Origin of the sequence: Streptomyces sp. NPDC004134, assembly GCF_042874195.1 — a bacterium.
Taxonomy (GTDB): Bacteria; Actinomycetota; Actinomycetes; order Streptomycetales; family Streptomycetaceae; genus Streptomyces.
In genome coordinates this window covers 160,715-177,686 of record NZ_JBIAMS010000002.1, presented here as the reverse complement: position 1 = coordinate 177,686, position 16,972 = coordinate 160,715, and the positions used below count along the sequence as shown (strand labels likewise).

Sequence of the window (16,972 nt, the reverse complement as noted above, 5' to 3'; positions counted from 1 at the left end):
CCGGGTTCCCCCGCCAGGCCCTCACGCCCCGGCCCATGCCCCCGGCCGCGCCGCCGCCGTGCCCAGACCCGCCGGTGCCCCGCCCGGCAGCCCGGGGCCGCCCGCGTCCTCCGCCAGCTCCGCGGCCCCGTACCGCCGCACGTGCAGGTGCCAGTTGCGGATCCCGGCCATCCAGTTCTGCAGATCGCGTACGTAGCCCGCGACCGCCGCGCGCACCTCCTCCGCCGCCTCCACGTCCGCGTACAGCACCGGCAGCCCGGCCGCCACCACGTGCTCGAACTCCCGCAACCGCCCCGCCGCGAGGTCGTGCACGATCCGCACCGCCTCCGGACGGCCGACGCCGAAGAAGCTCTCCACCACCAGCACCGCGTTGTGGATGTCGCCCTCGTACTCGATCTCCTTCTGGTACGAGAACAGGTCGTTGAGCAGGCAGGCGTAGTCGGCCGCCGAGTTCTCCAGCGCGCGCACGGGACCGGACCCGGACACCTCCGGCGGCACCCCGTGCCCGCGGCGCAGCCGGCCCAGGCACATCGTCAGATCCGCACCGAACGTCGCCCGGCGCATCTCGGCGTAGTCGACCGGGTCGGGGATGCGGTTCTGCACCCGGTTGCCCAGCTCCCACAGCCAGGCGTCCAGCATCACGTCCACCGCCGCGCGGAAGGCCGTCCGCCGCTGGGGCGCCTGCGGGCCGGCCGTGCGCGCCCACAGGTCGGTCAGCCCGGCCTCCATGGCGTTCGCCGCCGGCGGTACGGGCGTTGCCTCCGTCAGCGGCATGCACAGCTTCAGCCGCTCGGCCGCGGTCCGCGCCCCCGCCAGGTCGCGGGCGCGGCCGAAGACGGCCGGGAAGTAGTCGTCCGCGTACGTGCCCCACGTCAGCCACAGCGCGACGAGCTCCAGTTCCTCCTCGTCCGCGTCCGGGTGCAGCCCGGCGGCGCAGAGCGGGAAGTCGTAGCCGCGCAGCCGCGGCCCGTCCCAGATGTGCGAGCCGGGCACCCCGGGCTGGGGCTGGAGGAGACCCGTGCGGCGGGCCCAGTCGACCGTCCGGGTCCGGGCCGCGTCGAGGTGCGGCGAGAGGCGCAGCCCGTACGGCATGGGCAGCTCCGGCACCGGCGACGGGCCGACCCGCCGGTGCGGCACGTGCGCGTACGAGCGCAGCCGCGCCGCCCCGGTCGCCGTCAGCAGCCCGCGCACGTCCACCCCGGGCGCCGCGGCCGCGTACGGCAGGGCGGGCGGGCCGGCGGCGGCGCCCTCGTTCATGTACCGGCTGGAGCGCAGGTGCCACTCGTGCCCGCCCGACTGCCAGTCCTGCATCCCCTTCGCGTACGCGACCACCCGCGCGCACTCCGCCGGCGTCAGCTCCTCCTCGGCGAAGAGCAGGGGCAGTTCGGTGAGCGCCGTGTGCTCGAACTGCTGCATCCGGGACGTCAGCAGGTCGTTGACGCGCTCGGCTGCCTCCTGCGTACCGCAGCCGAGGAACGTCTCCATCACCAGGACGCCGTTGCTCAGCTCGCCCTCGTCCTCCACCTCGCGCTGGTACGAGAAGAGGTCGTTGCGCAGGTGCACGGCGTCGGAGAAGGTGTCGCGCAGCACCAGCAGGGGCCGGGACCCGGCCACCCGGTCCGGCACCTCCGCCGCCGCCGCGTACTCCACCAGCCCCGCGGACCACGGCGCCCCGCCCACCTTGCGCCGCATCTCGACGTACTCGACGGGGTTGGCCACCCGCCCCTCGTCGATGTTGGCCAGCTCCCACAGCGACTCGTCGAGCAGGTTGACCGTGCTCTGCGCGAACCGCCGCCGCCACCCCGCCGACATCGCGGGCACGGTCCTGGCCCACAGGTCCGCGAGCCCCGCCTCCACCGGGTTGCGCGGCTCCGGCATGTCCGCGCCGGACGACGCCGGCGGCATGAACGCGGGCAGCCGGTCGAGGTACGCCTTGGCGCCGGCCCGGTCGCGGTCGCGCTTGAACGCCTCCACGAAGTGGTCGTCGAAGAAGAACACCCACACGTACCAGTCCGTGACCAGCGACAGCACGTCCGCCGAGCACTCGGGGTGGGTGTACGCGCACAGCAGCGCGTAGTCGTGTGCGTCGAGGTCGGCGGTGTCCCAGATGCCCGAGCCCTCCAGCATCCCCATCCCGCGCGCCCACGCCCGCGAGTGCGCCCGCGCCTGCTCGACGTGCGGGTTGAGCCGCGCGGGCCACGGCAGATAGAAGGTCGGCAGTTCGAACGGCTGCTTAGGCGGCATCCGCCCCTCCCCGGGTTCGTTCGCGTCCAGCGCCCGGGGCAGCACTACCCCCCGCGTCGCGCCGGCACCCCGGGAAGCACCCGTAGGGGTGACGCGCGGGGCGCGCGTGCGGGTCGGTCACGGGTCGTATACGGCGCCGCCCGCGGGCGTACGGGCCGGGCGTGCGCGCGCCCGCGCCGGCGCGGCCGGGTGCGTGCGCTTCAGCCGGCCCAGCGGTAGCGGTGCTCGGGCCGCCCCGTGCCGCCGTACTTCAGCGACAGCTCGGCGCGGCCGGAGTCGGCGAAGTGCTCCAGGTAACGCCGGGCGGCCACCCGGGAGATGGCCGCCGCCTCCGCGCACTCGCTGGCCGAGAGCCCCTCGGGATGCTCGCGCAGCACCCGCTCCACCAGCTCCGCGGTGCGCACGTTGAGCCCCTTGGGCAGCGCGCCGGAGACGGTGGGGCGGGTGCTGAAGAGGCGGTCGACGTGCGCCTGCTGGACCCCGCCGGTGTCGTCGAGTGCGTCGAGCCGGGCCCGGGTGGCGGCGAAGTGGCGCAACTGCTCCTGCAGCGCGGCCTGGCTGAACGGCTTGATCACGTAGTGCAGCGCGCCGCCGTGCAGCGCGCCGCGGATGGTTTCGGCGTCCCGGGACGCGGTGATCATGAGTACGTCGGTGTCCGCGTGTTCCCCCGCGCGCAGCCGCCGCAGCACCCCGATGCCGTCCATGTCCGGCAGATAGACGTCGAGCAGCACCAGGTCGGGGCGCAGCCGCGCCACGGCGCGCAGCGCCTCCGCGCCGCTGTGCGCGACGCCGGCCACCTCGAAGCCCTCGGTCGCCGCGACGTAGCGGCTGTGCAGCTTGGCCACCATGAAGTCGTCGTCGACCACCAGTACCCGGATCACGGCGGTCAGGCTAGCGCTCCGGGGCGGTCCGCGCCGGGACCAGAACGACCAGAAGTTTCCTTGCGTTCACAAGCGCGACACCTGGGGACCGCGGCGGGAGCATGTGGCGACATCCGGACCCCAGTGATCATCCACGGCTCCGCGGAGCCGGCTCCTCGACGAAGAGGCGGTGACCCGTACCGTGCGTCTGCCGACCACTCTACGCACCCCGTTCGCGCTCGCGGCGGCGGCGCTGCTGGTGCTCCTCGGCCCGCCGCTCATCACGGAGGGGGACGGCGCGGCGACCGGCAGCCGGATCCCCGGCCTGGAGCTGATGGTGCCCAACACCCCGGGCGGGGGCTACGACATCACCGCCAGGACCATCGCGAGGAACATCGAGGAGGCCGACCTCGGCAGCAACGTCGAGGTCTTCAACCTCCCCGGCGCCGGCGGCACCGTGGGCCTGTCCCGGCTGGTCAACGAGCACGGCAACGGCAAGCTCGCGATGTCCATGGGGCTCGGGGTCAGCGGCGCGGTGCGTACCAACACCACCGGCCACACGCTCGCCGACACCACCCCGATCGCGCGGGTGACCGAGGAGCCCGACATCGTCGTGGTCCCCGCGGACTCCCCGTACGAGACGTTCGAGGATCTGCTGGCCGACTGGAAAGCCTCCCCGGGCAAGACCCCGGTCGGCGGCGGCTCGTCCCCCGGCGGCCCTGACCACCTGGCGCCGATGCTGATGGCCCGGGCCGCCGGGATCGTGCCCAAGGAGGTCAACTACGTCCCGTACGACGGCGGCGGCGAGCTGCTCGCGTCGATCCTCGGCGGGAAGGTCGCGTTCGGCGTCTCCGGCGTCGGCGAGTACCTCGACCAGATCGAGGCGGGCGACCTGCGGGTGCTCGCGGTCACCGGCGGCGAGCGGCACCCGGGTCTGGACGCGCCGACGCTGCGCGAGACGGGCATCGACGTGGCGTTCACCAACTGGCGCGGCTTCGTCGCCCCGCCGGGGCTGTCCGACACCGAACGCAAGAACCTCATCCACCTCTTCGAGAAGCTGCACGACACCGACGAGTGGCGGCAGTCGCTGAAGACGAACGGCTGGACCGACGCCTTCCTCACCGGCGAGAAGTTCGGCGACTACCTCGACGCGCAGGACCGGCGCGTGGTCTCGGTGCTGAAGGAGCTGGGCCTGTGACGAACGAGCCGAAGAGAAGCGAGCCGGCGGCGGGCGGGACCCGTACCCCCGCGGAACCGCCGGACGGCAAGGACGCCCCGGACGGCAAGGACGGCAAGGACGGCACCGCGGCCCCGGACGCCGGGCCCGCCCCGGCCGGCGGCCCCGGCGGCCCGCTCGCGCTGCTGCGCGGCAAGTCCGAACTCGGCGTCTGCGTCCTGCTGCTGGCCCTCGGCGTGGTGGTGCTGATCGACGCGCTGACCATGGACACCGACTACGCCCAGCGCGGCCCGGTCGGCCCCGAGGCCGTCCCCACCGTCATCGGCATCGCCCTCCTCGTCGTCGCCGCCCTCCTCGCCGTCGACGTGCTGCGCGGCGGCAGGGGCGAGGCGGAGGGCGGCGAGGACATCGACCTGGACGCGGCCTCAGAGTGGCGCACCGTGCTGCTGCTCGCCGGGGTCTTCCTCGCCTCCGCCTTCCTCATCGGCGAAGTCGGCTTCCCCATCGCCGGCGCCCTGCTGTTCTGGGGCGCGGCCTACGCCCTGGGCAGCCGGGCGTTCGCCACCGATCCGCTGGTGGCCGCCGTGCTGTCGGTGGTCACGTACACCGTCTTCAACAATCTGCTGGGCGTCCCGCTGCCCGGCGGGCCGCTCATGGAGGTGCTGTGAGATGGACTCCTTCACCTCTCTCATCGACGGCTTCGGCACCGCGCTGACGCCCGCCCACCTCCTCTGGGCCGCCGTCGGCGTCCTCCTCGGCACCGCGATCGGCGTCCTGCCCGGCATCGGCCCGGCGATGGCCGTCGCGCTGCTGCTCCCCGTGACGTACGGCCTCGAGCCCACCGCCGCGCTCATCATGTTCGCCGGCATCTACTACGGCGGCATGTTCGGCGGCTCCACCACCTCGATCCTCCTCAACACCCCGGGGGAGAGCGCCGCGGTGGTCGCGGCCATCGAGGGCCATCCGATGGCCAAGTCGGGCCGCGGCCCGCAGGCCCTGGCCGCCGCCGCGATCGGGCACTTCGCGGGCGGCATGATCGGCACGATCCTGCTGGTCGCGCTGGCCCCGCTGATCGCCGACCTGGCCGTCGACATCGGCGCGCCGGACTACTTCGCCATCATGGTCCTCGCGTTCATCGCGGTGACCTCCGTGCTGGGCCGCTCCCGCATCCGCGGCTTCGCCTCGCTGCTCGTCGGGCTGACCATCGGCCTGGTCGGACTCGACCAGATGACCGGCCAGGAGCGGCTGACGTTCGGCTCGCTGCAACTCGCCGACGGCATCGACGTCATCATCGTCGCGGTCGGCCTCTTCGCGGTCGGCGAGGCGCTGTGGGTGGCCGCCCGGCTGCGCTCGGACAACCAGGGCGCGATACCCGTCGGCCGCCCGTGGCTGGCCCGTTCCGACGTGCGGCGCACCTGGAAGCCGTGGCTGCGCGGGCCGGCGATCGGCTTCCCGTTCGGGGCGATCCCCGCGGGCGGCGCGGAGATCCCGACCTTCCTGTCGTACGTGACGGAGAAGCGGCTGTCGAAGCACAAGGACGAGTTCGGCAAGGGCGCCATCGAGGGCGTCGCGGGGCCGGAGTCGGCGGCGTCCGCCTCCGCGGCCGGGACGCTGGTGTCGATGCTCACGCTCGGCCTGCCGACCACCGCGACCGCCGCCGTGATGCTGGCCGCGTTCCAGCAGTACGGCATCCAGCCGGGCCCGCTGCTCTTCGACCGCGAACCCGACCTGGTGTGGGGCCTGATCGCGTCGCTGTTCGTCGGGATGTTCCTGCTGCTGCTCATCAACCTGCCGCTGGCGCCCGTCTGGGCCAAGCTGCTGCGCATCCCGCGGCCGTACCTCTACGCGGGCATCCTCTTCTTCGCCGCGGTCGGCGCGTACGCCGTCAGCGGCGAGGCGGTCGACCTGGTCATCCTGCTGGTGATCGGCCTGATCGGGCTCGGCATGCGGCGCTACGGGCTGCCGGTGCTGCCGGCGATCATCGGCGTCATCCTCGGCCCGGCCGCCGAGCAGCAGATGCGCCGGGCGCTGCAACTCAGCGACGGCAGCCTGAGCGGCCTCGTCAACACCCCGTTTGCGGTCACGCTCTACGCCGTCATCGCGCTGATCCTGCTCTGGCCCCTGGTCAGGCGGCTGGTCACCAGCGACGCAGCACGAGCGCGACGCGGATCACGAACGCCGTAGCCCCGGCCGCCTTCGCGGCCGTCAGCACCCCCACCCTTGCGTCGCCGCGCACCGCGTCGAAGAACAGCGCGGGCGCGGCGACCGCGAGGAACACCGCACCCGCGAGCAGCGCGGCCGTGACGGCCGCGTACACGATCTCGACGGTCAGGGCGTCCCGTTGGCTCTGCGTCCTCGGTCCCCGCATTTCCAGCCCCCTCATACTCCGAACTCTAACCCCGAAGCGCCGTGTTCAATCCGTTGCACACCGGCCGTCACATCCCGCTCACGGGCTGGTACGGTGCCATGCCATGGCAACGGGGAGCGCCGAAGGCGCGGTCGTTTCTCAATGGCGGGAGATCCGCGCGGTGCACGCGCGGGCGGTGGGCGAACTGGACCGTGAGCTGCATCGATACGGCATCGGGGCCAGCGACTTCGAGGTGCTGGACGTGCTCCTCGGCATGGCGAACTCGGGTGACAGGGCGAGCCTGCGGGTGCAGGAGCTGGCGGACCGGGTGCACCTGAGCCAGAGTGCGCTGTCCCGCCTCGTCGGCCGGCTGGAGAAGCACGGTCTGGTGACCCGCGGCATGTGCCCCGAGGACCGCAGAGGCGTGCAGGTGTGCGTCACCGACGCGGGCCGCAGGCTGCACGCCGAAGCGCTGCCGGTGCAGCGGGCGGTGCTCGCCCGTACCGTCGGCATCAGATGACCTGCCGGCCCGGCTCCCGGGCCCGGCTCCTCACGTCCCCCGCGGGCGCCCGCCGTTCTGCACGGCCTGCATCGCGTACGCGATGAGCGCCGCCGCCCCGGCGAGCAGCGCCACCGTGCTCAGCGCGGCGCGCAGCGAGAACCAGTCGGCGAGGAAGCCGATCGCCGGCGGCCCGAGGAGCATGCCGCCGTAGCCGAGGGTGGACGCGGCGGCGACGCCGTTCGGGCCCGCCAGTTCGCCGGCGCGGCCGATGGCTATGGGGAATATGTTGGCCAGGCCGAGCCCGGTGAGGGCGAAGCCGGCCAGGGCGCCCCAGACGTACGGGGAGAAGGAGCCGAGCAGCATGCCGACGCAGGCGGTGGCGCCGCCGGCGACCAGGGCGCGGTTCTGGCCGAGCCGCAGCAGCAGCGCGGTGCCGGAGAGCCGGCCCGCGGTCATGGCGAGGGCGAAGACGGAGTAGCCGGCTGCGGCCAGTCCTGGCCCGGCGTCCAGGGACTCCTTGAGGTGCAGCGCGCTCCAGTCGGCCATGGCGCCCTCGCCGTACGCGGTGCACAGCGCGACGAGCCCGAGCACGGCGACGAGCAGCCGGGTGCGCCCGGCGGGCCGCTCCGCGGCGGCCGCCTCGCTGCCCGCCCCGGCTGGGTTCTGGCCGTCGGCGACCTCGGGCGCGGGCGGCCGCTTCGGGGCCGGGAGGGCGAGGAGCGCGGGCCCGGCGAAGGCGGTGACCGCGAGCCCGAGCAGCGCGAGGAGCAGCAGGTGCCGGGTGGGGGAGAGGTGCCCCGCGACGAGCGCGCCGAGCCCGGCGCCGAGCATTCCGCCGAGGCTGAACGCCGCGTGGAAGCCGGGCATCACGGGCCGCCGCAGGGCGGCCACCAGGTCGACGGCCGCGCTGTTCATCGCGACGCTGATGGAGCCGAACGCGGCGCCGAAGACCACCAGGACGAGGCCGAGCGCGAGCGCGGAGCGGGTCAGCGGCGGCAGCACCACGCCCGCCGACAGCAGCGCCGCCGTGCCCACGGTCACGGCGTGCGCGCCGTAGCGGCGGATGAGCCCGCCGGTGAGCACCATGGTCGCCACCCCGCCCGCGGACACGCCGAGCAGTGCGAGGCCCAGCGCGCTGGGCGAGGCGCCGGTCTGGTCCTTGATGTCCGGGATCCGGACGACCCAGCCGGCGAAGACGAAGCCGTCGAGGGCGAAGAAGACGGTCAGGACGGTACGGAGGCGGGCGAGCCGGGCTCCGGCGGGGCCGCGGGGCACGCCGGTGCCGCGCAGTGACCGGGGGAGCGCCGCCCGTATTTTGTTTAGCGTCGGCACAAAGACAGAATAGAAGCGTGACGCCGACTCGTACAAGGCCCGCGCGACCCGAGAGGGGCCGGAGCGCGCTCGGCCCCGCGCTGGAGCTCGTCCACACCGGCCGGGCGCCCACCCGCGCCGTGCTCACCGCGGAACTGGGGGTGACCCGCGCCACCGCGGGTGCCGTCGCGGCTGAGCTGGCGGCGCTCGGCCTGATCACCGTGGACTCCCGGCCCGCCGCCGCCGGGCACCAGGGCCGGCCCTCGCACGGCCTGTCCGTCAACCCCCGGGGCCCCGTCGTGCTCGCCGCGCAGGTGCACGCGGACGGCTTCCGGGCCGCGCTCGTCGGGCTCGGCGGCCGCATCGTCGCCACCGCCCCCGGCTGCGGTACGGTCCCGGCCGACCCCGCGCACGTACTCGCCGCCGTCGTCGAGGAGGGCGCCAAGCTGCTCCGCGCCACCGGGCGGACCTGCGTGGGCGCCGGCCTGGCCGTGCCGTCCGCGGTCGCGGAACCGGACGGCGAAGCGCTCAACCCGCTGCACCTCGCCTGGCCCGCGGGCGCGCCCGTGCGCCGCATCTTCCACGACTGCCTGACCGCCTCCGGCATCGACTTCGCCGCCGCCCCGCGGGCGTTCACCGGCAACGACGTCAACCTCGCCGCCCTGGCGGAGCACCGCCACGGCGCGGGGCGCGGCTCCGCGCACCTGCTGTGCGTCGCCACCGGGCACCGCGGCGTCGGCGGGGCGCTCGTCCTCGACGGGCGGCTGCACACCGGCAGCGCCGGGCTGGCGCTGGAGGTCGGCCACCTGACCGTCAACCCCGACGAGGGCCTGCCCTGCCACTGCGGCAGCCGCGGCTGCCTGGACGTCGAGACCGACCCGCTGGCGCTGCTGACGGCCGCCGGCCGCGCGCCGGGCCCCGAGGTCTCGCTGCTCCAGCAGGCCCGCGAGCTGGTACGCGACGAGTACGCGGACCCGGCGGTCGCCGCCGCCGTCGAACTGGTCGTGGACCGCCTCGGGCTCGGCCTCGCGGGCCTCGTCAACATCCTCAACCCCGACCGCATCATCCTCGGCGGCCTGCACCAGGTCCTGCTGGCCGCCGCCCCCGAGCGGCTGCGCGCGCGGGTGGCGGACCGCAGCTTGTGGGGCCGCAGCGGCGGCGTCCCGGTGCTGGAGTGCACGCTCGACCACAACAGCCTGGTCGGCGCGGCCGAACTCGCCTGGCAGCCGGTGCTCGACGACCCCTTCGGCGTCCTGGCGGGGTGAGCGCGGGGCGGGGCCGCCCCGCCGCGTGGCGATGACTTTCGCGCCCCGCCCTGGTCACATCCTTGGACGTAGTCCGCAGATCACCGGAGGCAAGGCACCCATGGCAAAACTGCTCTACTCGGCCACCATGTCGCTCGACGGATTCATCGCAGGACCCGGCGGCGACATGTCCTGGCTCGCCGACCACCTCGGGGCCAACCCCACGGTCGCCGGGCTGATCCCGCAGGTCGGCTCGATCCTCTCGGGCGCCCGCAGCTTCCGCGGCGACGACCCGAACGCCGGCACCGAGGCCGAGGGCGAGGCGTTCGGCGGCGGCTGGGAGGGGCAGCAGTTCGTGCTCACCCACCACCCGCCGACCGAGCCCGTCCCCGGCGTCACCTTCGCCGGCGACCTCGACACCGCCGTCGCCGCCGCGAAGGCCGCGGCAGGCGACCGGTACGTGAACGTCATCGGCGCCGACGTCGCCCGCCAGTGCATCGAGGCGGGTCTGCTGGACGAGGTGCTGGTGTTCACCGCGCCGGTGCTGCTCGGCGACGGCGTCCGGCTCTTCGACCACCCCGGCGGCGCCCGGGTCCGGCTGGAGCAGGTGCAGGTCTCCGCGATGCCGCACACCACGGGGATCTGGCTGCGCGTCCTCGGCTGAGCGCCCGTACGACCGGGCGCACCGCACCCGTACGCCCCCCTCGCCCCGGTCGCGGGCTGCCGCGGGCCGGACCGCCGTCCGGTCCGCGGCGCCCGCGCCGGTGGGGGGTTGCCGCCCGCCCGGCCGGCCAGGTGCCGGGTCCGGCACGGCCGGGCGGGGCGGCTACGGAACCGCCGCCAGGCTGCGGGGAAGCGAGCGGACCCGATGCCGCACAGTCAACTCGCCACCCGTGGCCACCGGGAGGGCGCACACGCCACGACTGCGGGCGCGCACTTCACACCCCGTGTGAAAGTCCCTCGGTTACGCTGGCGAACACCCTGCTCGCAGGAGGGCACATGGAGCCCAACACCCTGCTCGACGCGGCACTCGACGAAGCCGGGATCTCCCACGCCGGGCTCGCCGCGCACGTCAACCGGGCCGGCGCGGCCCGCGGACTGCGGCTGCGCTACGAGCACACCGCCGTGGCCCGCTGGCTCAAGGGCCAGCGACCACGCGGCCAGGTGCCCGACGTCATCTGCGAAGTGCTTGCCGAACGGCTCGACCGCCCGGTCACGCTGGACGACATCGGCTTCGGCGCCGCCGGCGGCCCCTCGGCCGCCGCGCCGCTCGCCCGCTTCGTCGAGCGCGCCACCGCCCTGTGGCGCTCCGACGAGCAGCAGCACCCGCACGTCGTCAGCGCCCGCGCGCTCACCGGCACCCCCGCCGTCATCCCGGTGTGGGAGTGGGAGAACCCGCCGGAGGACGGCGACGTCTCCCGTACCGGACCCGTGCACGTCAGCGAGGCCGACGTCACCACCCTCAAGGCCGCCCGCGCCCACTACGAGCAGATGTACCGCAAGGCCGGCGGCATGGCGACCCGCGCCCGCGTCGTGCGCTTCCTCAACTCCGAGGCGGCGCCGCTGCTCCGCGGCTCGTACGGCGACGACCTCGGCCGCCGGCTGCACCGGGCCACCGGCGGCCTCGTCGCCGTCGCGGGCATCTGCGCGTACGACTCGGACGCCCTCGGCCTCTCCCAGCGCTACTTCCACCAGGCGCTGCGGCTGGCCAAGGCAAGCGGGGACCGCGGCTTCGGCGCGTACGTCATCGCCATGCTCGTCAACCAGTCGCTGTTCCTCAGGGAGTACCGCCAGGCGGTCGCGTTCGCGGAGGCCGCGCTGCGGGCCGCCGACCAGGACGTCAGCCCCGCCCTGGCGGCCGATCTGTACGCGATGCAGGCCAAGGCGTACGCCTTCCTCGGCGACCGCTCGGGCGCCCTGGACTGCATCCGTCGCGCCGAGTCCGCCGCCGGGCGGATCAGCGCACGCCAGGAGCCGGCCGAGACGGACTACGTCCAGCCGGGTCTGGTCAACGTGCAGGTCGCCGAGGCGCTCTTACGCATCGGGGACCTGCGCGCCGCCCGCGAACAGGCGGCGACCGCCGTGCACCGGCCCGCTCACGACCGGGGGCGGGTGCACCGGCTGGCGATTCTGAGCCACGTCGAACTGCGGCAGGGGGACGCCGAGGAGGCGGCGCAGGCGGCGCTGGAAATGGCACAAGCGGCCAGAGGGATGGAGTCGCAGCGGCTGCGGGACAGGTTGCGCGCGGTCCGTCGCCATCTGACCGAGACCGGCGGAGGGGGGACCGCCGAGGCGGCAGAGCTGATCGACGCAGCGTTGCGCGTTCCGCTCTGAGGCGGGGGCCGTCACCGCCACTGGACGGCGACAAGGGGGACTACGTGCGATGGAGGAATCTCAGGGAGCACACCGTGTACGAAAACCGCTGGTTCCGCGTCAACCTGGCCGACGTGGAACTCCCGGACGGGCGCCACCTTGACCACTACCTGATCCGCCTGCGACCCGTCGCCGTGGCGACCGCGGTCAACGAGGCGAACGAGGTGCTGCTGCTCTGGCGGCACCGTTTCATCACCGACGTCTACGGATGGGAACTGGCCGCCGGGGTGGTGGAGGACGGGGAGGACCCCGAGGCCGCCGCCGCCCGCGAGATGGAGGAGGAGACCGGCTGGCGGCCCGGCCCGCTCACGCACCTGATGACCGTCGAGCCGTCCAACGGCCTGACGGACGCCCGGCACCTCATGTACTACGCCACGGAGGCGGTGCAGATCGGCGACCCCGAGGACGACTTCGAGTCCGACAGACGCGAGTGGGTGCCCCTGAAGGGGGTCCCCGACATGGTCGGCCGCGGGGAGGTGCCCGCCGCGAACATGGCCGCGGCGCTGCTGATGCTCCATCACCTCCGCCTCGGCGCCTGACCCGCGCGCACCCGCCCGCCGGCCCCGCCACTGCGGGACCGGCGGCCGGTGCTCGATGGCCGTGTGCGCCGCTCAGCGGCCCAGGGCCTGCCATAAGGCCAGCACCATCGCCGCCGCGCCGGTCAGCGCGGCGATCGACGGCAGTGGCCAGCGCGAGTGCTCAAGCGAGGTGACGCGTGCCGTCAGCTCGTCGATCTCCCGCTCCATCTGCTGACTGCGCTGCGACAGCAGTGCGAGCCGGCCGTCGATGCGGGCCAGGCCCACGTCGAGGGAGCGCCGGATCTCGGCGAGCTCGGACACGACCGCACTCGTGTCGGTTTCGGTGGCCACGGTCTGCTCTCCTTTGTCCCGTCCGTGCCCCGTGTCCGCTTCCATGGAAGCGCTACCAGGGGGGCGCGCGGCAGCGTGTGGAGGGTGCATATGCACGTGCCCCCAGCGCACCCCGTGTGAATAAGTCACGCACGGTGACGGCCGCCGGCGTACGAACCGGCTCACGCCCCCCCCCGCGGACCGCGGCCGGAAGCAGCCGGAGACCGCCCGCATACTCCGCCGGGAGCAGGCCAGGTGCCGCTGGCCGTACGACGACCCGGACCCCCTCCCGGCGGGAGTCTCGATGGTGTCGGCACCACAGAAACCATCGAGGAGTTGAGAACGATGAACACCCTGGCGCACTGGAACGACGGCGGACCCGGACCCTGGATCCTGCTCTTCCCGCTCATGTGGGCACTGGTCCTCGGCGGCCTGTTCTTCTTCGTCCGCCGCGTCGTCTGGCGCGGCCGCGGCGCCCCGTGGCAGCGGTTCCGCGGCGGCCCCGGCGGCCCCGGCTACGGCGAGCAGTCGCCGATCGCCGTCCTCGGCCGGCGCTTCGCGGCCGGTGAGATCGACGAGGACGAGTACTGGCGCCGGCTGTCCGTGCTGAACGAGGAGTTCGGCCGCCGCGGCGAGACCAAGGGCGGTGCGGCATGACCTCCGCGACCTCCGCGACCACCGCCCCCGTACGCACCGGCGCGGCCGCCCGCGTCGTCGACGCGGTCAAGGTCTACGGCAGTGGCGACACCGAGGTCCGGGCGCTCGACGGCGTCGGTGTCGCCTTCCCGGCCGGGCGGTTCACGGCCATCATGGGCCCCTCGGGGTCCGGGAAGTCCACCCTGATGCACTGCGCGGCCGGCCTCGACACGCTCACCGCGGGGGCCGCCTTCATCGGCGACACCGAGCTGGGCGCCCTCGACGACAAGCGGCTGACGATGCTGCGCCGCGACCGGATCGGCTTCGTCTTCCAGGCGTTCAACCTGCTGCCGACGCTGACCGTCGCGGAGAACGTCACGCTGCCGATGGACCTCGCGGGCCGCCGCGGCGACCCGGCGTGGATCGACTCGCTGATCGACGTGGTCGGCCTGCGCGACCGGCTGCACCACCGGCCCGCCGAGCTGTCCGGCGGCCAGCAGCAGCGCGTCGCCGTGGCCCGCGCCTTCGCCGGCCGCCCCGACGTCGTCTTCGCCGACGAGCCCACCGGCAACCTCGACTCGCGCTCCGGCGCCGAGGTCCTGGGCCTGCTCGCCGACACCGTGCGCGAACTGGGCCGCACCGTCGTCATGGTCACCCACGACCCGGTCGCCGCGGCCTACGCCGACGAGGTGGTCTTCCTCGCCGACGGCCGCCTCGTCGACCGCATGGCCGCGCCCACCGCGGACCGCGTACTGGACCGCATGCAGCGCTTCGTGGGCGAGAGCCCCCGTACGGCACGCTCCCTGGACACCACTTCGGAGAGGAAGAGCCCGTCATGAGCGGCACCCGCGCGTCGCTCCGGCTGAGCATGGCCGGACTGCGCACGCACAAGCGGCGGTTCGCCGGCACGTTCTTCGCCGTGCTCCTCGGCGTCGCGTTCCTCGGGGGCACCCTCGTCATGGGGGACACCCTCAGATCCAGCTTCGACGCCATGTTCGGCCGCGCCACCAGCGGTACGGACGCGGTGGTGCGCGGCGACGACATGATCACCACCCCCGGCGAGTCGTTCGGCACCCGCAGGACCGTCCCCGCGGAACTGGCGGACGAGATCGCGCGGATGCCGGGCGTCGCCGCGGCCGAGCCCCGCATCGAGGGCCCGGGGCAACTCCTCGACAAGGACGGCGAGCCGGTGGGCGGCGGGGGCCCTCCGACCCTGGCCGGCAACTGGATCGCCGACGAGGAGCTGAACTCGTACCAGATCGACGAGGGCCGCGCGCCCGAGCGCTCCGGTGAGGCGGTGATCAACCGGGGCGCCGCGAAGGACGCGGGACTGGGCATCGGCGACAGCACGACCGTGCGCACGCCCGACCCGCTCGAGGTGACGATCGTCGGCATCTCCACCTTCGGCGGCGAGGACGCCATGGGGCAGACCAGCTTCACGGCGCTGACCCGGGCCGACGCGGAGAAGTACCTGACCGCCGAGCCCGGCCGGGCCACCAGCATCCAGGTCCGCGCGGGCCCGGGGGAGAGCCAGGCCGGGCTGGTCGAGTCACTGTCCCCGGCGCTGCCCGACGGCATCGAGGCCGTCACCGGGCAGGAGGTCACCGAGGAGAACCAGGACCAGATCGCGGGCCAGTTCCTCAGCGGCTTCACCGCGGGACTGCTCGGCTTCGCGGGCGTGGCCATGCTGGTCGCGACGTTCAGCATCTACAACACCTTCGCGATCGTCGTCGCCCAGCGCACCCGCGACAACGCCCTGCTGCGGGCGCTCGGCGCCACCCGGCGCCAGGTCGTCGCCCAGACCATGGCCGAGGCCCTGGCCGTCGCCGTGCTCGCCTCGCTCGTCGGGCTCGCCGGCGGCGTGGGGATCGCGGCCGGGCTCCAGGCGCTCTTCCCGGCGGTCGGATTCCCGTTCCCCGACGGCGACTTGGTGATCAGCGGGCTGTCGCTCGCGCTGCCGTTCGCCACCGGCGTCGTGGTGTGCCTGGCCTCCGCGCTGGCGCCCGCGGTGCGCGCCGGGCGCACGTCGCCGCTGGCGGCGCTGCGCGAGACGGCCGTGGACGACTCGGGCTCCTCCCGGGTACGCGCCCTCGCCGGCGGCGTGCTCACCGCCGCGGGCGCCGTGCTGACGGTGTACGGGGCGTCCTCCGGCCCGTCGGTGATGCTGACGGTCCTCGGCGCGGTCGTCACGCTCGCGGCGTTCGTGGTGCTGGGCCCGGTGGCGTCCTCGTACGCCGTACGGATCCTCGGCGCCCCGCTGCGCCGCATGAACGGCCGCCTGGCCCGCCGCAACGCGCTGCGCAGCCCGAAGCGCACGGCGGCGACGGCGACCGCGCTGATGATCGGCGTCGCCGTGGTGTCGCTGTTCACGGTCTTCGGCGCCTCGCTGAAGTCGACGATGGACCAGACCGTCTCGCGCGCCTTCGCCGGCGACGTGGCGGTGCGGGTGCCGGCGTTCGGGCCGGAGAGCGGCGCGCTGAGCCCCAAGGTCGCCCCGGCGGTCGCGGAGCTGCCCGAGGTGGAGCACGCGCTCGGCCTGGGCACCGGCGTGGCCCGGGTCGACGGCGACGGGCGGGCGCTGACGGTCACGGATCCCGGGCGGATGGGCGACGTGCTCGACCTCGGCACGGTCCGGGGCAGCCTGAATGACCTGGGCACGGACGGTGTCGCGGTCTCCGAGAGCGAGGCGGACGACCACGGCTGGCGGGTCGGCAGCACCGCGCGGTTCGCCTTCACCGACGGCGAGAAGCAGGCGTTCACCGTACGGGCCGTCTACGACCAGGCGGACCTGGCCGGGGACTACGTCCTCACCCGCGAGGCGTGGGAGCCGCACCGCATGCAGGACTCCGACTCGCTGGTCGCGGTCGCCTTCAAGGGCGGCGTGGCCGAGGCGGACGGCAAGGCTGCGGTGGAGAAGGTCGCCGAACGGTACGGCAACCCGGAGGTGCAGACGCGCGCCGAGTTCGCCGAGTCCTCGGCGGCCGGCGTCGACATGATGCTGACGCTGGTGTACGCGCTGCTGGCGCTCGCCGTGCTCATCGCGCTGCTGGGCATCGCCAACACCCTGACCCTCGCCGTGCACGAGCGGACCCGCGAACTGGGCCTGCTCCGCGCCGTCGGCCAGACCAGGGCGCAGCTCCGGGCGATGGTCCGCTGGGAGTCGGTGCTCGTCGCCGCCTTCGGTACGGCGGGCGGCCTGACACTCGGCGCGTTCCTCGGCTGGGCCATGACGAAGGCCACGGACTCCTCCGGCGACGGGGTGTTCACGGTGCCGCCGGTGCAGTTGGCGATCGTGGCCCTGGTCGGCCTCACCGCAGGCGCCCTGGCAGCCTGGCGCCCGTCCCGCCGGGCGGCAAAGCTGGACGTCCTGGGCGCGATAGCCACGGAGTGACCGGCGCAGACACCCGGCACGGCCCGTCCGGCTCCCCCA

Annotated in this window: 16 protein-coding genes; 11 read left to right on the top strand and 5 right to left on the bottom strand. The window is 74.3% G+C overall.

The annotated features are described in order from the left end of the window. Positions 1-21 precede the first annotated feature (21 nt). Together ACFYVJ_RS04015 and ACFYVJ_RS04010 are read right to left on the bottom strand one after the other, a co-directional pair. Complete coding sequence (locus ACFYVJ_RS04015; RefSeq protein WP_388886390.1) at positions 22-2,244, bottom strand: germacradienol/geosmin synthase; 2,223 nt, start codon at positions 2,242-2,244, stop codon at positions 22-24. A 200-nt stretch (positions 2,245-2,444) separates the two neighbouring features. Beyond that, positions 2,445-3,125, bottom strand: a complete 681-nt coding sequence (locus ACFYVJ_RS04010; RefSeq protein WP_388886388.1) for a response regulator — start codon at positions 3,123-3,125, stop codon at positions 2,445-2,447. Between the two features lie 181 nt (positions 3,126-3,306). On the opposite strand from ACFYVJ_RS04010, the gene ACFYVJ_RS04005 reads away from it, so the two are divergent. From ACFYVJ_RS04005 to ACFYVJ_RS03995, 3 genes are read left to right on the top strand one after another with little or no spacing between them, the layout of a single operon-like run. Beyond that, positions 3,307-4,302 (top strand): Bug family tripartite tricarboxylate transporter substrate binding protein, encoded by a 996-nt coding sequence (locus ACFYVJ_RS04005; RefSeq protein WP_388886802.1) that lies wholly within the window; start codon positions 3,307-3,309, stop codon positions 4,300-4,302. After that, positions 4,299-4,949, top strand: coding sequence for a tripartite tricarboxylate transporter TctB family protein (locus ACFYVJ_RS04000; protein ID WP_388886386.1), 651 nt, complete (start codon positions 4,299-4,301; stop codon positions 4,947-4,949). Before ACFYVJ_RS04005 ends, ACFYVJ_RS04000 begins: the two co-directional genes overlap by 4 nt. Before the next feature lies 1 nt (position 4,950). Next, positions 4,951-6,465, top strand: coding sequence for a tripartite tricarboxylate transporter permease (locus ACFYVJ_RS03995; protein WP_388886385.1), 1,515 nt, complete (start codon positions 4,951-4,953; stop codon positions 6,463-6,465). On the opposite strand, the gene ACFYVJ_RS03990 is transcribed toward ACFYVJ_RS03995, so the two are convergent. After that, a complete protein-coding gene (locus ACFYVJ_RS03990; protein ID WP_326794602.1) occupies positions 6,419-6,664 on the bottom strand; it encodes a DUF6332 family protein in 246 nt (81 codons plus the stop codon). The two genes, ACFYVJ_RS03995 and ACFYVJ_RS03990, sit on opposite strands and share 47 nt — an antisense overlap. Before the next feature lie 88 nt (positions 6,665-6,752). Between ACFYVJ_RS03990 and ACFYVJ_RS03985 the strand changes: the two genes are divergently transcribed. Further along, complete coding sequence (locus ACFYVJ_RS03985) at positions 6,753-7,148, top strand: MarR family winged helix-turn-helix transcriptional regulator (protein WP_125933658.1); 396 nt, start codon at positions 6,753-6,755, stop codon at positions 7,146-7,148. A 30-nt stretch (positions 7,149-7,178) separates the two neighbouring features. Here the strand turns inward: ACFYVJ_RS03985 and ACFYVJ_RS03980 are convergent, their stop codons facing one another. Then, a complete protein-coding gene (locus ACFYVJ_RS03980; protein WP_388886383.1) occupies positions 7,179-8,462 on the bottom strand; it encodes an MFS transporter in 1,284 nt (427 codons plus the stop codon). 17 nt (positions 8,463-8,479) lie between these two features. Between ACFYVJ_RS03980 and ACFYVJ_RS03975 the strand changes: the two genes are divergently transcribed. The 4 genes from ACFYVJ_RS03975 to ACFYVJ_RS03960 all read left to right on the top strand — a co-directional run bounded on the left by ACFYVJ_RS03975 (position 8,480) and on the right by ACFYVJ_RS03960 (position 12,597). Further along, positions 8,480-9,706, top strand: coding sequence for an ROK family protein (locus ACFYVJ_RS03975; RefSeq protein WP_388886381.1), 1,227 nt, complete (start codon positions 8,480-8,482; stop codon positions 9,704-9,706). A gap of 100 nt (positions 9,707-9,806) precedes the next feature. After that, positions 9,807-10,349 carry a dihydrofolate reductase family protein gene (locus ACFYVJ_RS03970; protein WP_388886379.1) on the top strand — a complete coding sequence of 181 codons (543 nt, stop codon included), beginning with the start codon at positions 9,807-9,809 and terminating at the stop codon, positions 10,347-10,349. A 335-nt stretch (positions 10,350-10,684) separates the two neighbouring features. Next, positions 10,685-12,019, top strand: coding sequence for a transcriptional regulator (locus ACFYVJ_RS03965; RefSeq protein ID WP_388886377.1), 1,335 nt, complete (start codon positions 10,685-10,687; stop codon positions 12,017-12,019). Positions 12,020-12,063: 44 nt separating this feature from the next. After that, on the top strand, positions 12,064-12,597 hold the full coding sequence (locus ACFYVJ_RS03960) for an NUDIX domain-containing protein (RefSeq protein ID WP_078627975.1): 534 nt from the start codon (positions 12,064-12,066) through the stop codon (positions 12,595-12,597). A gap of 72 nt (positions 12,598-12,669) precedes the next feature. Here the strand turns inward: ACFYVJ_RS03960 and ACFYVJ_RS03955 are convergent, their stop codons facing one another. Then, positions 12,670-12,927, bottom strand: a complete 258-nt coding sequence (locus tag ACFYVJ_RS03955) for a hypothetical protein (protein WP_326794596.1) — start codon at positions 12,925-12,927, stop codon at positions 12,670-12,672. Positions 12,928-13,251: 324 nt separating this feature from the next. Here ACFYVJ_RS03955 and ACFYVJ_RS03950 point away from each other — a divergent pair, with 324 nt between their 5' ends. Genes ACFYVJ_RS03950 through ACFYVJ_RS03940 form a run of 3 tightly spaced genes read left to right on the top strand, consistent with a single transcriptional unit; the run spans position 13,252 to position 16,933 of the window. Then, the gene (locus ACFYVJ_RS03950; protein WP_388886374.1) at positions 13,252-13,563 is read left to right on the top strand and encodes an SHOCT domain-containing protein; all 312 of its coding nucleotides are present in this window, start codon (positions 13,252-13,254) and stop codon (positions 13,561-13,563) included. Then, the gene (locus ACFYVJ_RS03945) at positions 13,560-14,381 is read left to right on the top strand and encodes an ABC transporter ATP-binding protein (protein WP_388886372.1); all 822 of its coding nucleotides are present in this window, start codon (positions 13,560-13,562) and stop codon (positions 14,379-14,381) included. The genes ACFYVJ_RS03950 and ACFYVJ_RS03945 overlap by 4 nt, the downstream gene beginning before the upstream one ends. Continuing rightward, entirely contained in the window at positions 14,378-16,933 is a 2,556-nt protein-coding gene (locus tag ACFYVJ_RS03940; protein ID WP_388886369.1) for an ABC transporter permease, read from the top strand. Before ACFYVJ_RS03945 ends, ACFYVJ_RS03940 begins: the two co-directional genes overlap by 4 nt. Positions 16,934-16,972: the final 39 nt, after the last annotated feature.